A 16,978-nucleotide genomic window follows, 5' to 3' on the forward strand; every position below is an offset into this window, starting at 1 on the left:
CGGCCAGATAGCCTGTGGATACCATGGACCAAGCGAGGAGCCGACCCGAAGACAACACGATGACCCCCGAGGACCGATCGAACAACATGGGACCCGCGCCTGACAAGGATGTGGATGCGTCCAGCACCGCTGACAGCACGTCAGAGACATCGTTGCAAGCCGAGTTGGACGTGCTGCGCACCGAGCACCAGGCCCTGCACGACAAGTACGTGCGGCTCTTCGCGGAGTTCGAGAACTTCCGCAAGCGCACCGCCAAAGAGCGCCTGGAGCTCATCGAGTTCGCCGGGGAGCGTGCCATGGTGGCCATTCTCCCGGCCTTGGACGATCTGGACCGCGCCGTGACGAACAACGAAAAGGTCAACGACATCACCGCCGTGAAGGAGGGCTTCCGGCTGATCCAGCAGAAATTGCTGCATCTGCTGGCCGGGCAGGGCCTCAGGCCCATGGAGGACTGCAAGGGCCAGGTCTTCGACACCGACCGGCACGAGGCCATCACCAAGGCACCAGCGCCGAACGACGAGCTCAAAGGCAAGGTGATCGATGTGGTGGAGCAGGGATACACGCTCCATGAAAAGGTGGTCCGGTTCGCCAAGGTGGTGGTCGGCGAATGACCCATCCGTACATGCCACCACCCACCCTTCCACCCATCCGCACCACAGGCCCCACTGAGTGGCCCGCCACATGAGCAAACGCGATCCATATGAGGTCCTGGGCGTAGGCCGCAACGCCACGGCCGATGAGATCAAGAAAGCCTACCGCAAGCTGGCCATCAAGTACCACCCGGACAAGAACCCGGGCGACAAGGCCGCCGAGGAGCAGTTCAAGGAGGCCGCTGCGGCCTACGAGATCCTGAGCGATCCCGACAAGAAGGCCAAGTACGACCGGTTCGGACATGCAGGACCTGGCATGGGCGGCTTTCAGGGTGGGGGCTCCATGAACATGGAGGACATCTTCTCCCAGTTCGGCGACATCTTCGGCGATGCCTTCGGGGGCGGCGCCTTCGGTGGTTTCGGGCGCGGGGGCGGAAGGCGTGTGATCAAGGGCAGCAACCTGCGCGTGCGGTTGCGGCTCACCCTGGAGGAGATCGCCCTCGGCGCCGAGAAGAAGATCAAGGTGACCAAACTGGTGCGCGCCAAAGGGAGCGAGTACGGCACCTGCGGCACCTGCGGCGGAAGCGGTCAAGTGCGCCGTGTGCAAAGCACATTTCTTGGTCAGATGCAGACCGTGAGCACCTGCCCGGCCTGCGGCGGCATCGGACAAACGGTGAGCAAGCGCGCTCCCGGCAGCGACGAACATGGCCTTATCCGCGAAGAGGTTGTGGTGCCCCTGCAGATCCCCGCTGGCGTGGAGGAGGGCATGCAGCTCAACATCAGCGGCATGGGCAATGAGGCCCCGGCGGGTGGTGTGCCCGGCGATCTGTTGGTGGTGATCGAGGAGGAGGCGAACGCCGATCTGCGCCGCGATGGCATGAACCTGCACCACGAGGTCTTCATCAGCATGGTGGACGCCGCGTTGGGAGCTTCGATCGAAGTGCCCTTGGTGCGTGGCAAGGCGAAGGTGAAGATCGAACCCGGCACCCAGACCAACCACGTGCTGCGCCTGCGAGGCAAGGGCCTGCCGGATGTGCATGGGCGTGGCACGGGCGACCTCTTCGTACACATCGCCGTCTGGACCCCCACCGACCTGAGCAAGGAGGAAAAGGCCGCCTTGGAGAAACTGCGCCACAGCCCCGGCTTCCAACCCAAGCCCACCGCCAAGGACAAGGGGTTCTTCGAACGCGTGAAGGAGATGTTCGGCAGCTGAGCCGCGCTACTTTTCACCTTGGATCAGAAAGGGCGTGGCCCCATCGGTGATGATCACCTTGGCATTGGCCGAACGTGACAAGCGCTCGAAGGCCTCGATGCTGCGCAGCCGCAGGATCTCCTCGTTGAGGCCCTGCCCCAGCACCAGTTGCGCGTCGCGCACCCCTTCGGCCTCGATCACCTTGCGCTGCGCCTCCAGCCGCTCCCGCTGAAGCTCGAACTCCATCTGCTGCGCGCGCTGCTCGGCTTCCAGCTTGTCCTCTATGGCGCGCGCCAGGCCCTGCGGCAACTGGATGCTCTTCATCAGCACCGCTTCGATCACGAAGCCGCGTGGCTCCAGCAATTCGTTCATGTGGTCGCTCATCTCCTTCTCTATCGCCGCTCGCTGCGCGCTGTGCATGTCCTTGGCGAAGTGCTTGGAACATATGTCGGCCGCCGCCGAACGGAACACGCTCACGATGATGGCCTGTTCGTAGTTCGTGCCCACATTCTCGATGATATGCGGCACCATGCCGGGCTTGATCCGGTAAAGGATGCTGATCTCGCTGCGCACGTTCAGTCCCTCCTTGCTCGGCAGGTCCATCACGATCTCGCGGTTCACCGTGCGCACAGGCACCTTGATCACCCGCGTGGTGAAGGGGTTCACCATCACCAGGCCCGAAGTGATGGTGCGCTCGCTCAACTTGCCGAAGCGCTGTTTCACGCCCACGTTGCCCTGGCGGACGGTGGTGCAGGAGGAAAGCAGAAGCACGGCGGCCATCACGGCCAGCAATGGGACGATACGAGCGGTCATGGCTTCTCGGGTCGTTTCCCTGCGGGACCACAAGGCCCATGCCGCCGATCCGGGATCAGCGTTCCATCACCACCGATCCGGGCGCGTGCATCCGCACGGAGGCGATGCCATTCTCCAGGCCTTCCGCGGTGGTATAGCGTTCGCTGGTACCGATGATCTCGCCGTTGGCCGCTTTCAGCACGAAACGGTACTGGCCGTCGCGGCTGATGATGCGGTCGAAGAAGCGGTCCTCGGCACTGTGGCGCCGCACGCTTTCGATCCCGTTCAGGCAGGATGCCTTGCGCGTGTACCCTTCGCTGCTGAGGATCACCTGGCCGTTGCTGGCCAGCAGATTGAAGCGGAACTCGCCCGCACGGTCCACGAACACTTCGAATCTTCCGGTGGCCATGGCTTCAGGGATTGGTCGCCCGAAGGAAAGCCAAAGGCCCGCGCGGAGGCATGACCCCCGTCAGGCCGCGTTGGGCGTGTAGGCGATGAACATGGCCACCAGGCCGGTCAAGGCCGCCACCAGGGCGATGCGCAGAAGGTGCTCCATCACCGGCCTGTCCAGTCGGGCTTGCATGCCACAAAATGAAGGCGCCCACATGATGGCAATGTGACTTCCGCGTGATGGATCCGTGGCGCTCGTCCAGGCCTGAAAAACACCAAGGCACCCTGCTCCAGGTGCCTTGGCTGAAAGGCCATCGGGTTTCGACGGCCGATCTGTGCGGTGGAGGTTGCTCAGGCCTCCGGGACCACAGGCCCGCTTGGGACCAGTACAAAGTCAATCAGGATACACGGCCTTTGCAATAGAACAAAAGTTAGCACGCGGCCTGCCCGGATCTCCTGTACACGGCCCAGAAAACGGAGCGGCTACCTTGGCGCCATGCCTGGCACCACCCTGCGCGGCATGCTCGTGGACATCCCCGCACGACGCATCCGCAAAGCCGAATTGCTGATCCTGGACGGCCTCATCGCCGACATCCGGGAGACCTCCGGCCCGGTGGAGGGCTTCATCCTGCCCGGATTCATTGATGCCCATGTGCATGTGGAGAGCTCGATGCTCATCCCGAGCGCTTTCGCCCGGCTGGCCGTCGTGCACGGAACGGTGGCCACGGTGAGCGACCCGCACGAGATCGCCAATGTGCTGGGCGAAGCGGGTGTGGACCACATGCTCAACGATGGTGCACGAACACCCTTCCACTTCTTCTTCGGAGCGCCCAGTTGCGTGCCCGCCACCGTCTTCGAGACCGCGGGCGCGCGGCTGGACAGTGACGCGGTAGGACGCCTTTTGGAACGCCCCGGGATCCGATATCTGAGCGAGGTGATGGACTTCCCCGGCGTGATCAACGGCGACCCTGAGGTGATGCGCAAGCTGGAGCATGCGCGCAGGCTGGGCAAACCGATAGATGGCCATGCGCCCGGACTACGTGGAGAAGCTGCCGAGCGCTACATCCGCGCGGGGCTGGGGCCCGGCATGGTGGGCATCTCCACCGACCACGAATGCTTTTCGCTGGAGGAAGCCTTGGACAAACTCGGCCACGGCATGCGCATCAGCATCCGCGAAGGCAGCGCCGCGAAGAACCTGGAGGCCCTGATGCCACTGCTCTCCAGCCACACGGACAGGGTGATGCTCTGCACGGACGACATGCATCCCGACCGTCTGGTGAAGGGCCATTTGAACGACCTGTGCGCGCGCTGCGTGGAAGGCGGCATCGACGTTTTCGACGTGCTCCAGGCCGCATGCGTCAACCCTGTGCTGCACTATGGCCTGCCCGTGGGCCAATTGCGCGTGGGCGACCCCGCCGACCTCATCGTGGTGGATGACCTGGAACGCTTCCGCGTACGGCGTACCTGGCTCTCCGGATCGGAGGTCGCGAGGCATGGCGAGTCGCTGATCGTGCCTGCGGAGGCTCCAGCGGACATGGACCCGCATCCCAACCATTTCAATTGTTCTCCCAAGCGCACCGCGGACTTCGAGGTGTCCGCCCTCCAGAGCGAAGTGCTGGCCATCGAAGCGCTGGACGGGCAACTGATCACGCACAAACGCCACATGCGCGGCACGGAACGCCGCGGCCTGCTGGTGGCCGATCCGCAGCGCGACCTGCTGAAGATCGCCGTGGCCGACCGCTACCACGATGGACCGGTGGCCACGGGATGGACCACCGGCTTCGGCATGAAGCGAGGCGCCATCGCCAGCAGTGTGGCCCACGACAGCCACAACATCGTGGCCGTGGGCACCAACGATGAGGACCTGTGCATGGCGGTGAACGCCGTGATCGCCGATCGAGGGGGCGTGAGCCTGGTCCATGGGCGCGATGTGCGGACATTGCCGCTGCCCGTGGCGGGGATCATGACCGATGCCGATCCCTGGCGGGTGGCGCAGGACTACGCCGACCTGGACCAGGCGGCCAAAGCAATGGGCAGCACGCTCACCGCACCCTTCATGACGCTCAGCTTCATGGCCCTGCTGGTGATACCCCACCTGAAGATGAGCGACCGCGGGCTCTTCGACGGCGATGCCTTCCGGCTGTTGTGAGAAAAGGCCGTTCGGACCGGCCGAGGCCGTAGACTTGTAGTGATGGAACGCTGGATCCTATTCGCACTGCTGCTCTTCAATGGCCTCACCGCCGTGGTGGCGGGTGCCATGCTTTCCTATGCGCCGGACGGTTCGCTGCTGGAACTGCCCCTCGCCTGGCTGGACCACTCGCCCTTCCGCAGTTACAGGATACCCGGTCTGCTGTTGTTCTCGGTCATCGGCCTGGGCAGCCTGGTGGCGGCGGCATTGGTGTGGCGGCGCCACGGCCGCACCGGCCGATTCGCCCAAGTGGCCGGTTCCGCACTCGTCATCTGGATCGTCACGCAGATGATCATGCTCCGCAGCGTGCTTCCCATCCAGCTGCTCTACCTCGGCATCGGCATGGCCATCATCGTGCTGGGGGAGCGGACAAGAAAGAACTGAGGCTCGTTCACAAGCCCCCGTCCATGCGAACCGGTCCTGTACTTCTGGCACTGGCCTTCGCCATGACAACCGCCTGCACCGCCCCGCGCGGATACGCCGATGGCGCGATCCAAAAGCGACGCCACCGACCCGGCTGGCATGTGGATCCGGGTTGGGGAAGACAGCACGGCCCCCAACAAGGGCGCACCCGGCACAAGGCTGAAACGTTCGGCGCTGAGGAAGCCTCCTTGGCTGATCCGAACACCGGTCCATTCATCGGCGACGATCCGCCGGATGCTGAAGCCACGCTGGCAACGGTTCCATTGAAGGACTTGGGCGCATCGCGCGCTCTGCATCACATCGCGCCTGAAGCGGACAAGCCGATGGCACCCCGAACACCAGAGGCATGGGCACCTGATCGGCGACTGGAACCGGATCCGCAGGTGCCTGTTGGAGCTTTTGACCCTCTGGGTGTGGTGGCCCTGGGACTTGTGGTGCTGGGAATTTTGGCGGCCTTCCTCACCAACAGCGGCTGGCTGGTGTCGGCGCTGGTGGTGGCGGGCATCGTACTGGCCGCGGTGGCGTTGCGCAGGATCAGATCGCAGGAGCGCAAGGGCAAGGGCTATGCGCTGGCGGCCTTGATCCTGGGACTGATCGGCGCTCTCATCACCCTGATGGTGGTGATACGTTCAGGGTTCTAGGCAGGGGTCAGAACGCTCCGGCGGCCAGGGCCTTGAACAAAGCATCCGCTTTCGCGATCAAGTGCTCCGGGCCCGTGCCCGCTTCGCGTATGGAACGCAGGGCGTAAGCGCCCGCGGATTTGGAGAGCTTCTCCCCGGCCTCATCGAGCAACAACGGGTGATGCGCGAACCGCACGCGCAGGAAGGCCTCCAGACCCAGCAGCTCCGCGATGTGCCGCTGGCAGGCCGTGGAGGGCAGCAGGTCCATGCCACGAACGATGAAGGTGATGCCGCGGTCCACATCATCGGCCAGTGAAGCCAGTTGGTAGGCAGGCCGACCATCCCGCTGTCGCAGCACCGCATCGCCCATGGCAAGTGCGACATCCACCTCCTCCTCGCCACCGAAAAGTCTGGGCACGCGCACGATCGTTCCCTGTGGGACCAGCAACCGCCAGGCGGTGTCCGGCGTATCGAACGGCAGGTCCCTCCCCTTGCAGGGACAAGCGTTCCCAGGTGCGGCATGCTGACGGATGGACCGTCTGGAACAGGTGCAGGCATAGAGGTGCCCCCGTACGCGAAGCGCATCCGCCAGGGCCTGATAGCGATCCAGACGTCGTGTCTGTGACCAGTTCGCCACATGGTCCCGGGCATCGCGCGGGCCTTCATCCCAATGGATGCCCAGCCAGGCCAGGCCCTCGAAGACTTCCTGCAGGTAGGCCGGCCTCGCGCGTTCCGTATCCAGGTCATCGATGCGCAACAACAGGCGTGCGCCGAAGTGGTCAGCCAGCCGCCGGGTGAGCAGGAAGTTCACCGCATTGCCCGCGTGGAGGTAACCGCTGGGCGTGGGCGCGATCCGCGTGCGCGGCAGCGGTGCTTCTTCCATCGTGCCCGGGGTGGGACTTGAACCCACACGGCCCTTGCGGACCAAGGGATTTTAAGTCCCTCGTGTCTACCATTCCACCACCCGGGCGGGCGGGCCGGCCCAAAATAGCGATGCCTCCCGGCGGGGAGGCATCTGAGCGAGAAACGGGACTCGAACCCGCGACCCCGACCTTGGCAAGGTCGTGCTCTACCAACTGAGCTACTCTCGCGTGGGGCGCAAATATAGGATGCCGTCCGCGATCCCGAATGGTCCGATCATGCCTTGCGCAGGCGCGGCTTGCTGGAGCCCACCATGCGCTTGATGCCATGCAGTTTCAGCAGGGCCTCCACCGGGGTGAGCGTATCGATGTCCAAGGCCTCGATCTCCGAGCGGATGCCCTCGATGGCCGGGTCGTCCAGCTGGAAGAAGCTCAATTGCATTTCGCGACCAAGGCCTTCCGTTGCGCCGCGAGGCCGCTGCAGCGGCGCAGCGCCGGCCTCGCGGTCGCCGAGGTCACCGGCGTGGCTGCGCTCCAGGTGGGCCAGCACCTTTTCCGCGCGGGCCACCACCTTGGCGGGCATGCCCGCCATGCGGGCCACATGGATGCCGAAGCTGCGGTCGCTGCCACCGGGTACGAGCTTGCGGAGGAAGAGCACACGACCATCCACCTCGCGCACCGCCACATTGGCGTTGTGGATGCGGGGGAACAGCGCGGCCATCTCATTCAATTCGTGGTAGTGCGTGGCGAAGAGCGTCTTGGGGCGGGCCGGATGCTCGTGGAGGAATTCGGCGATGGCCCAGGCGATGGAAATGCCATCGTAGGTGCTGGTGCCGCGGCCGATCTCGTCCAACAGGATCAAGCCACGCGCGCTGAGGTTGTTGAGGATGCTGGCCGTCTCGTTCATCTCCACCATGAAGGTGCTCTCGCCTGTGCTCAGGTTGTCCGAGGCGCCCACCCGCGTGAAGACACGGTCCACCAGCCCCATGCGCACCTGTGCGGCCGGCACATAACTGCCGGTCTGGGCCATCAGGGCGATCAGGGCCGTCTGGCGCAACAGGGCCGATTTGCCGCTCATGTTCGGCCCGGTGATCATCACCATCTGCCGGTCGGTGGGATCCAATAGCACGTCGTTGGCCACATACGGCGCATCAGGCGGCAACTGTTGTTCTATCACCGGGTGCCTGCCGCTCCGGATGTCCAGACCCAGGCCCGCCGTGAATTCGGGCCGGCAATAGTTGAATGAGCGCGCATGGACCGCGAAACCGCGCAAGACGTCCAGCTCCGCCAAGGCCGCAGCGGTGGCTTGCAGCGGTGCGATCGCGGCCACCACAGCGTCCACCAGCGCCTTGAAGACCTCCTGCTCCAGTGCCAGGATGCGCTCCTCGGCGCCCATGATCTTCTCCTCCAGTGTCTTCAATTCCTCGGTGATGTACCGCTCCGCACTGACCAGGGTCTGCTTGCGCACCCAATCGCCGGGGACCTTGTCGCGGTGCGTGTTGCGCACCTCCAGGTAGTAACCGAAGACATTGTTGAAGCCCACCTTCAGACCGGTGATGCCCGTGCGGCCGATCTCGCGGCGCTGCACATCCAGCAACAGGTCCTTGGCGTGCGCCGCCACATGCCGCAACTCATCCAATTCCGCGTGCACGCCAGCGCGGACCACTCCGCCTTTGGCCAGGGTGGCGGGCGTATCGGGCGCGATGGTGGCCGCGATCCGACCACCGAGATCCTCCGGCACGTCCAAAATGGCCGCCCGGGTCGCGAGCGCATCGCCCGCTGGGGCCAGGTTCTCGCGGATCCGCAAGGCCGCTTCCAGGGCGGCACGCAGCCGCAGCAGGTCACGCGGATGCAGCCGGCCAGCGGCGGCCCGGCCGGCCAGTCTTTCCAGGTCGCCCACTCCGTCCAGAAGCTCCCCGAGCGTGCCTGTCAGCGGCCCGTTCGCCACCAGGTCCGCCACGGTATCCAGCCGGGCTTCGATGGCGGCCATATCCAACAAGGGGAAGAGGATCCAGCGCTTGAGAAGCCGGGAACCCATGGGTGTCACGCATCCGTCCATCGCCTCCAGCAAGGTGCGGCCGCCTTCATTCACCGGGGCGATCAGTTCCAGGTTCCGCACCGTGAAACGATCGAGTCCCACATGGTCGGCCGGACGCAACCTGCTGATCCGGGCCACGTGCGCGAGGCGGTCGTGGCAGGTCTCACCCAGGTAGTGGAGCACGGCACCAGCGGCGCGCTGGCCCAGCCGCAGCTCTTCGATACCGAAACCCTTCAAGGAGGCGGTGCCGAAGTGTTGCAACAGACGTTCGCGCGCGAAGTCGTCCGTGAAGACCCAATCGTCCAGGGCGTAGGTGCGCCAGTGCCCGGCCAGGGCCAGCAGCTCCTCACCCGCTTTTCCCTTCGGCAACAACAGTTCCTTGGGGGCATGGCCATCCAGCAATTTGGCCACCTGGGTGGCGTCCTCCTCGGCCACCAGGAATTCTCCGGTGGTGACATCGAGGAAGGCGACGCCGAACCGATCGCCTCCTTGACAAAGCGCGGCGAGCCAGTGGTTGCTGCGGTGCTCCACCACCTGGTCGCTGAAGGCCACCCCGGGTGTGACCACCTCGGTGACCCCGCGCTTCACCACGGACTTGGCCAGCTTGGGGTCCTCCAATTGGTCGCAGATGGCCACCCGATGGCCCGCACGCACCAGCTTGGGCAGATGGTTGTCCAAAGCGTGGTGCGGAAAGCCCGCCAGCTCCATGTCGGCGTTGCCACCGTTGTTGCGGCGCGCCAGCGCGATACCGAGCACCTTGGACGCCGTGATCGCGTCCTGGCCGAAGGTCTCATAGAAGTCACCCACGCGGAAGAGCAGGAGCGCATCCGGGTAGCGCGCCTTGATCTTCCCGTACTGGTCCATCAGCGGGGTCTCGCCGGCCGTCTTCTTCGCCATATCATGCCCGCGTTCGGAGCCTACTTTCGCGGCCCGGAAAGGTAGGCACCGGCGCGCGGCGCACAGCCCATCTTCGACCTCCCCTTCCGCACGAGTTCCCCACGATCATGCCCCAGGGCGACCGCAAGCTGCACATGGACGAATTGGGCCGCGTGGCGCCCGATCGGTACCGCGACCAGCCCCTGAAGCACATCACGCTGGTCTTGGACGATATCCGCAGCCGGCACAATGTGGGCTCCATGTTCCGCACGGCGGACGCCTTCGGGCTGGAGGGCCTGGTGCTCTGCGGATTCACGCCGCTGCCACCGCATCGCGAGATCGAGAAGACCGCCTTGGGCGCCACCTTGGCAGTGCCCTGGCGGCATGCGCCGAACGCTTTGGATGCCGTGAGGGGGCTCCAAGCGGCAGGGTACATGGCGCTGGCGGTGGAACAGACCGCGCAAGCCACGCCCTTGATGGAATTCCGGCACGACCCACGGCGCCCGTTGGCCTTGGTGCTGGGCAACGAACTTCATGGCGTTTCGGAGGAGGTGGTGGCGATCTGCGATGCCTGCGTGGTGGTGCCGCAGCGGGGTAGCAAGCACTCCCTCAATGTGGCCGTGTGCGCCGGCGTGGTCAGTTGGTGGTTCTCGCGATGAACGACAGCCGGGCGAGTTGACAGCCTCTTGGGGAAGAGGTTGCCGCGTTGTGGGCAACCGTGACCGGGCAAAGCGTCTATATTTGGCCACATCGCCCCTCGCCCCATGCGTGACCCGTCCCTGCGTCCTGCGATATTCCTCGCATTCCTGGGCATCATGCTGGGCGGCCACTTGGAGGCGCAATACTTCCGGCAGTCCACCTACTGGAAGACCCACCGGCAGGAGATCACGCCAGGCTTGGGCATTTCCAACTTCCTGGGCGAGTTGGGTGGCCGCAACCAGATCGGTTCACCCTTCATCTGGGACCTGGAGATCAGCCAGACGCGGCCATCGCTGAGCCTGGGATACCGCTACTACGTGAAGCGGAAGATGGCCTTCCGCTTGAATTTCACCTACGGCATCCTGGCGGGCAACGACAACCTCACGCTGGAGCCCTTTCGGAACAACCGTAACCTGAGTTTCAAATCCGACGTGTTGGAGTTGGCGCTGCTCTATGAGTTGCACATCTATAAGGAGGAATTGGGCCATGTCTACGACCTGCGCGGCGTGAAGGGCACCAAATCCAGCCGGGTGGGTCTCTACTTCTTCGGTGGCATCGGCGGCTTCTACTTCGACCCCCGCGCCCAGTACAACAACGCCTGGGTACGCTTGAAGCCCCTGGGAACCGAAGGCCAGGGATTGCCGGGTGGCGCGGAGGAGTATGACAATCTCGGGCTTTGCATCCCCATGGGCATCGGGGTGCGCAAGGCCTTCAACAAGCACTGGAGCGGCGGGCTTGAACTGCAATACACGAAGACCTTCACCGATTACATCGACGATGTGAGCGGCGTGTACTACGACAACAACGCCATACGGGAGGCGTATGGCGACATGGCCGCCTACCTCGCCGACCCGAGCTTGGGCGTGGGGGCGCTCTACGAGGCGGGCCTCAACCCCACGGTGGCCGGGCAGCAACGCGGCGACCCCAACGACCTGGACGCCTACCTCTTCCTGAAGTGGCACATGCACTACAAGATGTACAAGTACCGCAGCGGCTCCAAGAAGTACCGCGCCCGCATCCGCCGCCAGAAGATCGTGTTCTGAGCCTTTGCTCCGCGAAAGCGAACGCCCCACCGAGGATCCTCGTTGGGGCGTTCACTTTCGGTGCCCCGTAATCATAGGGCCCCGGCGCCCTCGGAGCCTGTGCATGGCCTCCCGATCGATGCGGATACGACCGGCTGGCGCCCACTGCGACATGGCACCATTCCATCCAAGCCGCATGCCGGTGCCAATCGCATGATCGCGCACGATCCGTGCTACAGGTGACCAGGTCCATGACCCCCGATCGCGGAATGGCATGTCCCAACGCTCGATGGCCAACTCCTGATCCGCAGGCCCGTGTGCGCAAGACGGCCTTGCAGCGCATACCCACAAGAAGAAGCCCCTCTTGTGGGAGGGGCTTCCGGTCTTGGTCGTGGCGAGTATCAGAGGCCCAACTGGCCCTTATAGGCGCGGAACTCGAGGTCCTTCAGCGCCTTTTCGCGGAGGCTGGCATCCTTCTGCACCGCCAGGCCGATCTGGTCGCGCACCAGGTTTCCGTCGTTGGTGCGGGCCCCGATGATGGCCATCAGGTAATGTCCCTGGGCGGTATCCTTCTCGGGGGACTGGCTTAGAATGGTCTTCGCCCCGGCGGCGTCCCCACCGAGCATCTTGGCCAATGCGGCGTTGAAGCTGTTGGTACCGCTCATGTTGCTGTTCGCCGCGCCGTAGTCCCCATTCTGGATGTTGACGATGCCCAGGTTGTACTTCACCTCGGGTCCTGCGGCCATGGCCTTGTTGTAGTGCTCGGTGGCCTTCTTGCGGTCGCCCTTCAGGCGGGCCACAACCCCCAGGTTGTTCGTGCTCACGGGGTTGTCCTGGATGCCGTTGGCCTTCTGGAACTGGGCCTCGGCATCGGCGAGTTTGTTCTGCTGCATCAGCACCCAACCCACGTTGTTGGCGCCGCGGTAGTCGCTGGGGTAGATGCGCTCCGCCTCGCGGTAGATGCGCAGTTGCTCGTTGAGGTCGGTGGTGAGGGTGGCGGCCCAAAGGAGTTCCTCATTGGTGAGGGAGTCGGGCATGGACTTGCTCATGGCCGTGATCTGCTCGTCGGTCTTGCCCACGCGCTCGTAATTCAACTTCATCTCGCTGCGGCGCAGGGCGGGCAGGATCTTGTCGCGGATCTCCAGGTAGGTGGCCGCCATGTTGCGGATCTCCTGTTCGCGCTTGCTCACATCGGGGTACATCTCCAGTACGCGGAGCACCAGGTCGCGGTCCGCAACGTTGCTGGCCTGCATGGCCTTCTTGAAGCCGTCCCAATCCTCGCCTCGGGGGTTCAACTGATAGAAGGCCTCCCCTTTGGCTGCTTCGTTCTTGGCGCGGGTGAGTTCCCCTTTGGCCCAGGCTTGGGCGCTCTTGGCACGATCGCTGGCGAGGTTCTCATTCAGGCTGAGTTCCCCCTCGGGGCTGGCCCAGGCATCAATGCTCAGCGTCTTCAACTCGATGTTGCCCTTGGCGGCGATGCCCTTGATGAAGGCGGCCATGGCCTTCACGTCGGCTTCGTACACTTCGCTGGGGCGCACCACGCTGGAGTTCACCAGGTAGTTGATGGTGGCATTCTCGCTGTGGGCGGTGACGCGCTGGAAGGCGTCCCTGCCCAGCAACACCTTGTCGTCGCTGAGCATGAGGTAGGGTGTGGTGATCACGCCATCGGCCAGCTTCACGGGGTCGAACTCCTTCTCTTTCTTGCCCTGCTTGCCCAGGATCTTCAGCATCAATTCACTTTGGGCCATGCTGGGCGTGTAGGCCACCTTGTGCGAGTAGCTGAAGGCCTTGCCGGTCTCGTAGGGGATCACGGTGTAGTTGCCAACGGCGTTCTCGCCTTGGAAATAGGCCGTTTTGTAAGCCGTTTCCCCGCCGGTGTACGTGAGTGTGGGGGTCAGTTCCACCTGGGCCTTCTTGTGGAAGTACTTGCCGGGAAAGTTGCCGTTGATGTTCACGGCCACCGAATCGCCTTGGACGATCAAGGGGTTCGGATCAAGGGTGTATTTGATGTTCTCCGCGTACTTGTTCATCTTGCCCAACCCGCCGCAACCGCTCAATACGAGGGTCACCGCGATCGCCGTCAGGAGGCCTAGGAGTTGCCGCTTTTCCATGCGTGGATCCGTTTTCTGGATTTCGGGGGCAAGTATAAACACTATCGCGCCCGCCCCCCTGAGCACCATCATCACAGGTTGTCCACGATCGGCGGTGTTCAGAGGGCGACCACCTGGTATTGTGGCGCATCGTGCCGCGTGATCTCCCGCACCAGTCGGTGGTGCGCCTCGGTGTCGTGGAGCAGGTCCTTCGCTCCGAGGTCCACCACCAGCACACGCGCCAGTTGCTGTTTGCGCAAGTGGTCCATGTAACGCTCCTGCAAGCGCAACAGGTATTCCGTGCCGATGCTCTGCTCGTAGCCTCGTCCCCGGGAACGGATACGCTCCTGAAGACGCTCAGGCCCCAGGTGCAGGTAGACGATGAGATCCGGTCCGGGCAGGTCGCCGTACATGATGGCGTACAGGTCGCGGAACAGCGTGTATTCATCCGGTGGGAGCGTGACGCTGGCGAATACGAGCGACTTGCCCAAGGAGTAGTCCGCCACGGTGCGCGGCTGGAAGAGGTCCTGCTCGGTGATGCGCTTGAGTTGGTGGTAGCGCTGTGCCAGAAAGGACAGCTCCACGGTGAAGGCATAGCGCTCGGGTGACTCGTAAAAGCGCGGCAGGAAGGGGTTGTCATCGAACTCCTCCAGTACCAGCCGTGCGCCCCATTCCGCCGCCAGGCGCTTCGCCAGGGTGGTCTTGCCCGCGCCGATGAGGCCCTCGATGGCCACATAGGGAGGCGGTGCGGCACTGGTCTCGTTCGGTCGTTCCATGCGGGTTTTCGGGCACGCTAGGGTCGACGAAGATCGTGGAGCAACTCCAGCACCGATCGACCGAGTATCGGATGCCTCATGCCCGGTGCGATGTCGGCCGCCGGGGCCAGCGCGAAGGTGCGCAGGTGCATGCGCGGGTGCGGTACGGTGAGTCCCGGGCGGTCGATGACCCGGTCATCGTACAGGAGGATGTCGATGTCGGCGGTGCGCGGAACAGTGCCTTCACCCCGCTTTCGTTCCCTTCCCAGTTCGGCCTCGACCCCCAACAGCCGGCCCATCAGCTCATCAGGCTCTATGGTCGTGCGCAGCAGGAGGGCGCGGTTCAAAAAGAGCCGGTCGCCAGTGAAGCCCCACGGTTCGGTCCAATGGTCGCGGCTGCGGGCGAGCACGCCGCCCACCACTGCGCCGATGCGCCGTTCCGCCTCATCGAGTTGCAGGGCCGGGTCGCCCAGGTCGGCGCCCAGGGAGAGCAGCACTTCGGCCATGGCGCCAAAGCTATCCGGCAGGCCTTCCATCCCGTGCGCCCCCCGCTCATGTGATCGCCCATTCCGGAGGGCGAAGCGCAGGGTAGCTTGCGGCATCAATATCAAGAACCAGCCCCTCCGGTACAGCCATGAAACAGTTCCTCAAGTACGTCCTCGCCACCATGGTCGGCCTGCTGCTCGTCAGCGTGGTGATGTTCCTGCTCTTCCTTGGCACCCTTGCTGCCCTGAGTTCGGGATTCTCCTCCGGGAAGCAGGTCGCGATCAAGGACAACACCCTGCTGCATCTCACCATGGACGAGGTATTGGTGGACCGCGGCCGCAAGGACCAGCTGGACATCGACCTGGGGCCGTTCAGCGGCGCAAGGAGCATTGGCCTCAATGACGTGCTGGCCTGCCTGGAGAACGCCAAGACCGATGAGAAGATCGCCGGCGTATTCCTGGACCTTTCCGAAGTGCAGGGCGGGTTGGCCACGCTGCGCGAGATCCGCGACAAGCTGATCGAATTCAGGGAGGTCAGCGGCAAACCGGTGATCGCCTATGCCGACAACTTTTCGCAAGGGGCCTACTATCTGGCCACCGCAGCGGATGAGATCTACCTGCAGCCCGTGGGCGACTTGGAATACCGCGGCCTGCGCACGGAGTACATGTTCCTGAAGGGCATGTTCGAAAAGCTCGACATCGACATCCACCTGGTGCGGGGCAGCAACAACCAGTTCAAGAGCTTCGGGGAGACCTACACCGAGGACCGGATGAGCCCCGCCAACCGGGAGCAGATCCGCACGATCCTAAATGGTGTGTGGGCCGATCACCGGGCAGCTGTGGCCGCTGCGCGGAAGACCCCCGAGGCCCGCATCGATCTGATCGTGGACAGCGCCCTGATCCGCAACGCCGACTCCGCCCTGGTCTTCGGGCTGGTGGACGGACTGCTCTACCGCGACCAGCTGCTGGACACCCTGCGCACCCGGCTCGATCTCGAAGCGGGCAAGGACATCCGCGTGGCCAGCCTGGCCACCTACCGACGCTCCTTCACCCCCAAGCAGGAAAAGACCCGTGGCAAGGATGGTGACAAGCGCGAAAAACTCGCGGTCATCTACGCACAGGGGGGTATCGACCTGGGCAAGGGTGACGCGGAGAGCATCGGCAGCGCCAGCCTCTCGAAGACCATCCGCGAGGCCCGCGAGGACAGCACCATCAAGGCGGTGGTGCTGCGCGTGAATTCGCCCGGCGGCAGCGCGCTGGCCAGCGACGTCATCTGGCGAGAGGTGGAACGCACCCGCGCCGAGAAGCCCGTGGTGGTGAGCATGGGCAACGTGGCCGCATCGGGAGGCTATTACATCAGCGCCGCCGCGAACAAGATCTACGCTTCGCCCAGCACCATCACCGGTTCCATCGGTGTGATCGGCATCATCCCCAACATGCAGGGCTTCTTCAAGAACAAGCTGGGCATCACCTTCGATGGGGAGAAGACCCACACGTACGCCGACCTGCTCTCCGTGAGCCGCCCCCTCACCAAGCGGGAAAAGCAGTTGATCCAGACCTACGTGGACGACTTCTACGAGACCTTCCTGCAGCGCGTGGCCGAAGGGCGGAACTTGACGCGTGACCAGGTGGACGCCATCGCCCAGGGCCGTGTTTGGACCGGCACCGACGCCAAGCGGCTGGGGCTGGTGGACGAACTGGGCGGGCTGGAGGATGCCATCGCCGCCGCCAATGAATTGGCCGGACTGGACGACCCGCGCATCGTGGAACTGCCCAAACAGAAGGAGCTGATCGAACAGATCCTGGAAGACCTGAAAGGTGGGGCCAACGCCTGGGCCGTGACGCAGGTCCTGGGCGACGATGCCCGCACCCTGCGCAGCTACAAGCAGGCCAGCGAAGCACGCCGCCAAATGGGCATCCTGGCCCGCATGCCCTTCGATCTGGACATCGAATAAGTA

General features: G+C 64.2%; 15 protein-coding genes and 2 tRNA genes. 8 read left to right on the forward strand and 9 right to left on the reverse strand.

The genetic code is table 11. From position 1 onward, the window contains the following. The first annotated feature begins 23 nt into the window (after nt 1-23). Together KIT10_08485 and dnaJ are read left to right on the forward strand one after the other, a co-directional pair. A complete protein-coding gene (locus KIT10_08485) occupies nt 24-611 on the forward strand; it encodes a nucleotide exchange factor GrpE (GenBank protein ID MCW5899296.1) in 588 nt (195 codons plus the stop codon). Nucleotides 612-681: 70 nt separating this feature from the next. Continuing rightward, nucleotides 682-1,803: a molecular chaperone DnaJ gene (gene dnaJ, locus KIT10_08490; GenBank protein ID MCW5899297.1), complete on the forward strand. Its 1,122-nt coding sequence runs from the start codon at nt 682-684 to the stop codon at nt 1,801-1,803. Between the two features lie 6 nt (nt 1,804-1,809). On the opposite strand, the gene KIT10_08495 is transcribed toward dnaJ, so the two are convergent. Further along, complete coding sequence (locus tag KIT10_08495; protein ID MCW5899298.1) at nt 1,810-2,595, reverse strand: prohibitin family protein; 786 nt, start codon at nt 2,593-2,595, stop codon at nt 1,810-1,812. 55 nt (nt 2,596-2,650) lie between these two features. Then, nucleotides 2,651-2,983 (reverse strand): YegP family protein, encoded by a 333-nt coding sequence (locus tag KIT10_08500; GenBank protein ID MCW5899299.1) that lies wholly within the window; start codon nt 2,981-2,983, stop codon nt 2,651-2,653. Nucleotides 2,984-3,460: 477 nt separating this feature from the next. Between KIT10_08500 and ade the strand changes: the two genes are divergently transcribed. The 3 genes from ade (at nt 3,461) to KIT10_08515 (ending at nt 6,216) form a co-directional block, all read left to right on the forward strand. Next, the gene (ade, locus tag KIT10_08505; protein MCW5899300.1) at nt 3,461-5,113 is read left to right on the forward strand and encodes an adenine deaminase; all 1,653 of its coding nucleotides are present in this window, start codon (nt 3,461-3,463) and stop codon (nt 5,111-5,113) included. 42 nt (nt 5,114-5,155) lie between these two features. After that, nucleotides 5,156-5,536 (forward strand): hypothetical protein, encoded by a 381-nt coding sequence (locus KIT10_08510; GenBank protein ID MCW5899301.1) that lies wholly within the window; start codon nt 5,156-5,158, stop codon nt 5,534-5,536. A 455-nt stretch (nt 5,537-5,991) separates the two neighbouring features. After that, nucleotides 5,992-6,216, forward strand: coding sequence for a DUF4190 domain-containing protein (locus KIT10_08515; GenBank protein ID MCW5899302.1), 225 nt, complete (start codon nt 5,992-5,994; stop codon nt 6,214-6,216). A gap of 7 nt (nt 6,217-6,223) precedes the next feature. On the opposite strand, the gene KIT10_08520 is transcribed toward KIT10_08515, so the two are convergent. The 4 genes from KIT10_08520 to mutS form a co-directional block, all read right to left on the reverse strand. After that, a complete protein-coding gene (locus KIT10_08520; protein ID MCW5899303.1) occupies nt 6,224-7,078 on the reverse strand; it encodes a hypothetical protein in 855 nt (284 codons plus the stop codon). Between the two features lie 2 nt (nt 7,079-7,080). Beyond that, nucleotides 7,081-7,165 (reverse strand) — tRNA-Leu (locus KIT10_08525). Nucleotides 7,166-7,213: 48 nt separating this feature from the next. After that, a tRNA-Gly gene (locus KIT10_08530) sits at nt 7,214-7,286 on the reverse strand. A gap of 46 nt (nt 7,287-7,332) precedes the next feature. Beyond that, nucleotides 7,333-9,990, reverse strand: a complete 2,658-nt coding sequence (mutS, locus tag KIT10_08535; GenBank protein ID MCW5899304.1) for a DNA mismatch repair protein MutS — start codon at nt 9,988-9,990, stop codon at nt 7,333-7,335. 107 nt (nt 9,991-10,097) lie between these two features. On the opposite strand from mutS, the gene KIT10_08540 reads away from it, so the two are divergent. Both KIT10_08540 and KIT10_08545 read left to right on the forward strand, forming a co-directional pair. Further along, a complete protein-coding gene (locus KIT10_08540) occupies nt 10,098-10,628 on the forward strand; it encodes an RNA methyltransferase (GenBank protein ID MCW5899305.1) in 531 nt (176 codons plus the stop codon). A gap of 105 nt (nt 10,629-10,733) precedes the next feature. Continuing rightward, a complete protein-coding gene (locus KIT10_08545; protein ID MCW5899306.1) occupies nt 10,734-11,711 on the forward strand; it encodes a hypothetical protein in 978 nt (325 codons plus the stop codon). A 380-nt stretch (nt 11,712-12,091) separates the two neighbouring features. Here KIT10_08545 and KIT10_08550 read toward each other — a convergent pair whose 3' ends face one another. The 3 genes from KIT10_08550 to folK form a co-directional block, all read right to left on the reverse strand. Further along, entirely contained in the window at nt 12,092-13,801 is a 1,710-nt protein-coding gene (locus KIT10_08550; protein ID MCW5899307.1) for a hypothetical protein, read from the reverse strand. A 98-nt stretch (nt 13,802-13,899) separates the two neighbouring features. Then, a complete protein-coding gene (locus KIT10_08555) occupies nt 13,900-14,556 on the reverse strand; it encodes a deoxynucleoside kinase (GenBank protein MCW5899308.1) in 657 nt (218 codons plus the stop codon). Between the two features lie 17 nt (nt 14,557-14,573). After that, nucleotides 14,574-15,041: a 2-amino-4-hydroxy-6-hydroxymethyldihydropteridine diphosphokinase gene (folK, locus tag KIT10_08560; protein MCW5899309.1), complete on the reverse strand. Its 468-nt coding sequence runs from the start codon at nt 15,039-15,041 to the stop codon at nt 14,574-14,576. 128 nt (nt 15,042-15,169) lie between these two features. Here folK and sppA point away from each other — a divergent pair, with 128 nt between their 5' ends. Next, nucleotides 15,170-16,975: a signal peptide peptidase SppA gene (gene sppA, locus KIT10_08565; protein ID MCW5899310.1), complete on the forward strand. Its 1,806-nt coding sequence runs from the start codon at nt 15,170-15,172 to the stop codon at nt 16,973-16,975. The last annotated feature ends 3 nt before the right edge of the window (nt 16,976-16,978 follow it).

It is taken from the genome of Flavobacteriales bacterium, from assembly GCA_026129465.1.
Classification (GTDB): domain Bacteria; phylum Bacteroidota; class Bacteroidia; order Flavobacteriales_F; family PHOS-HE28; genus PHOS-HE28.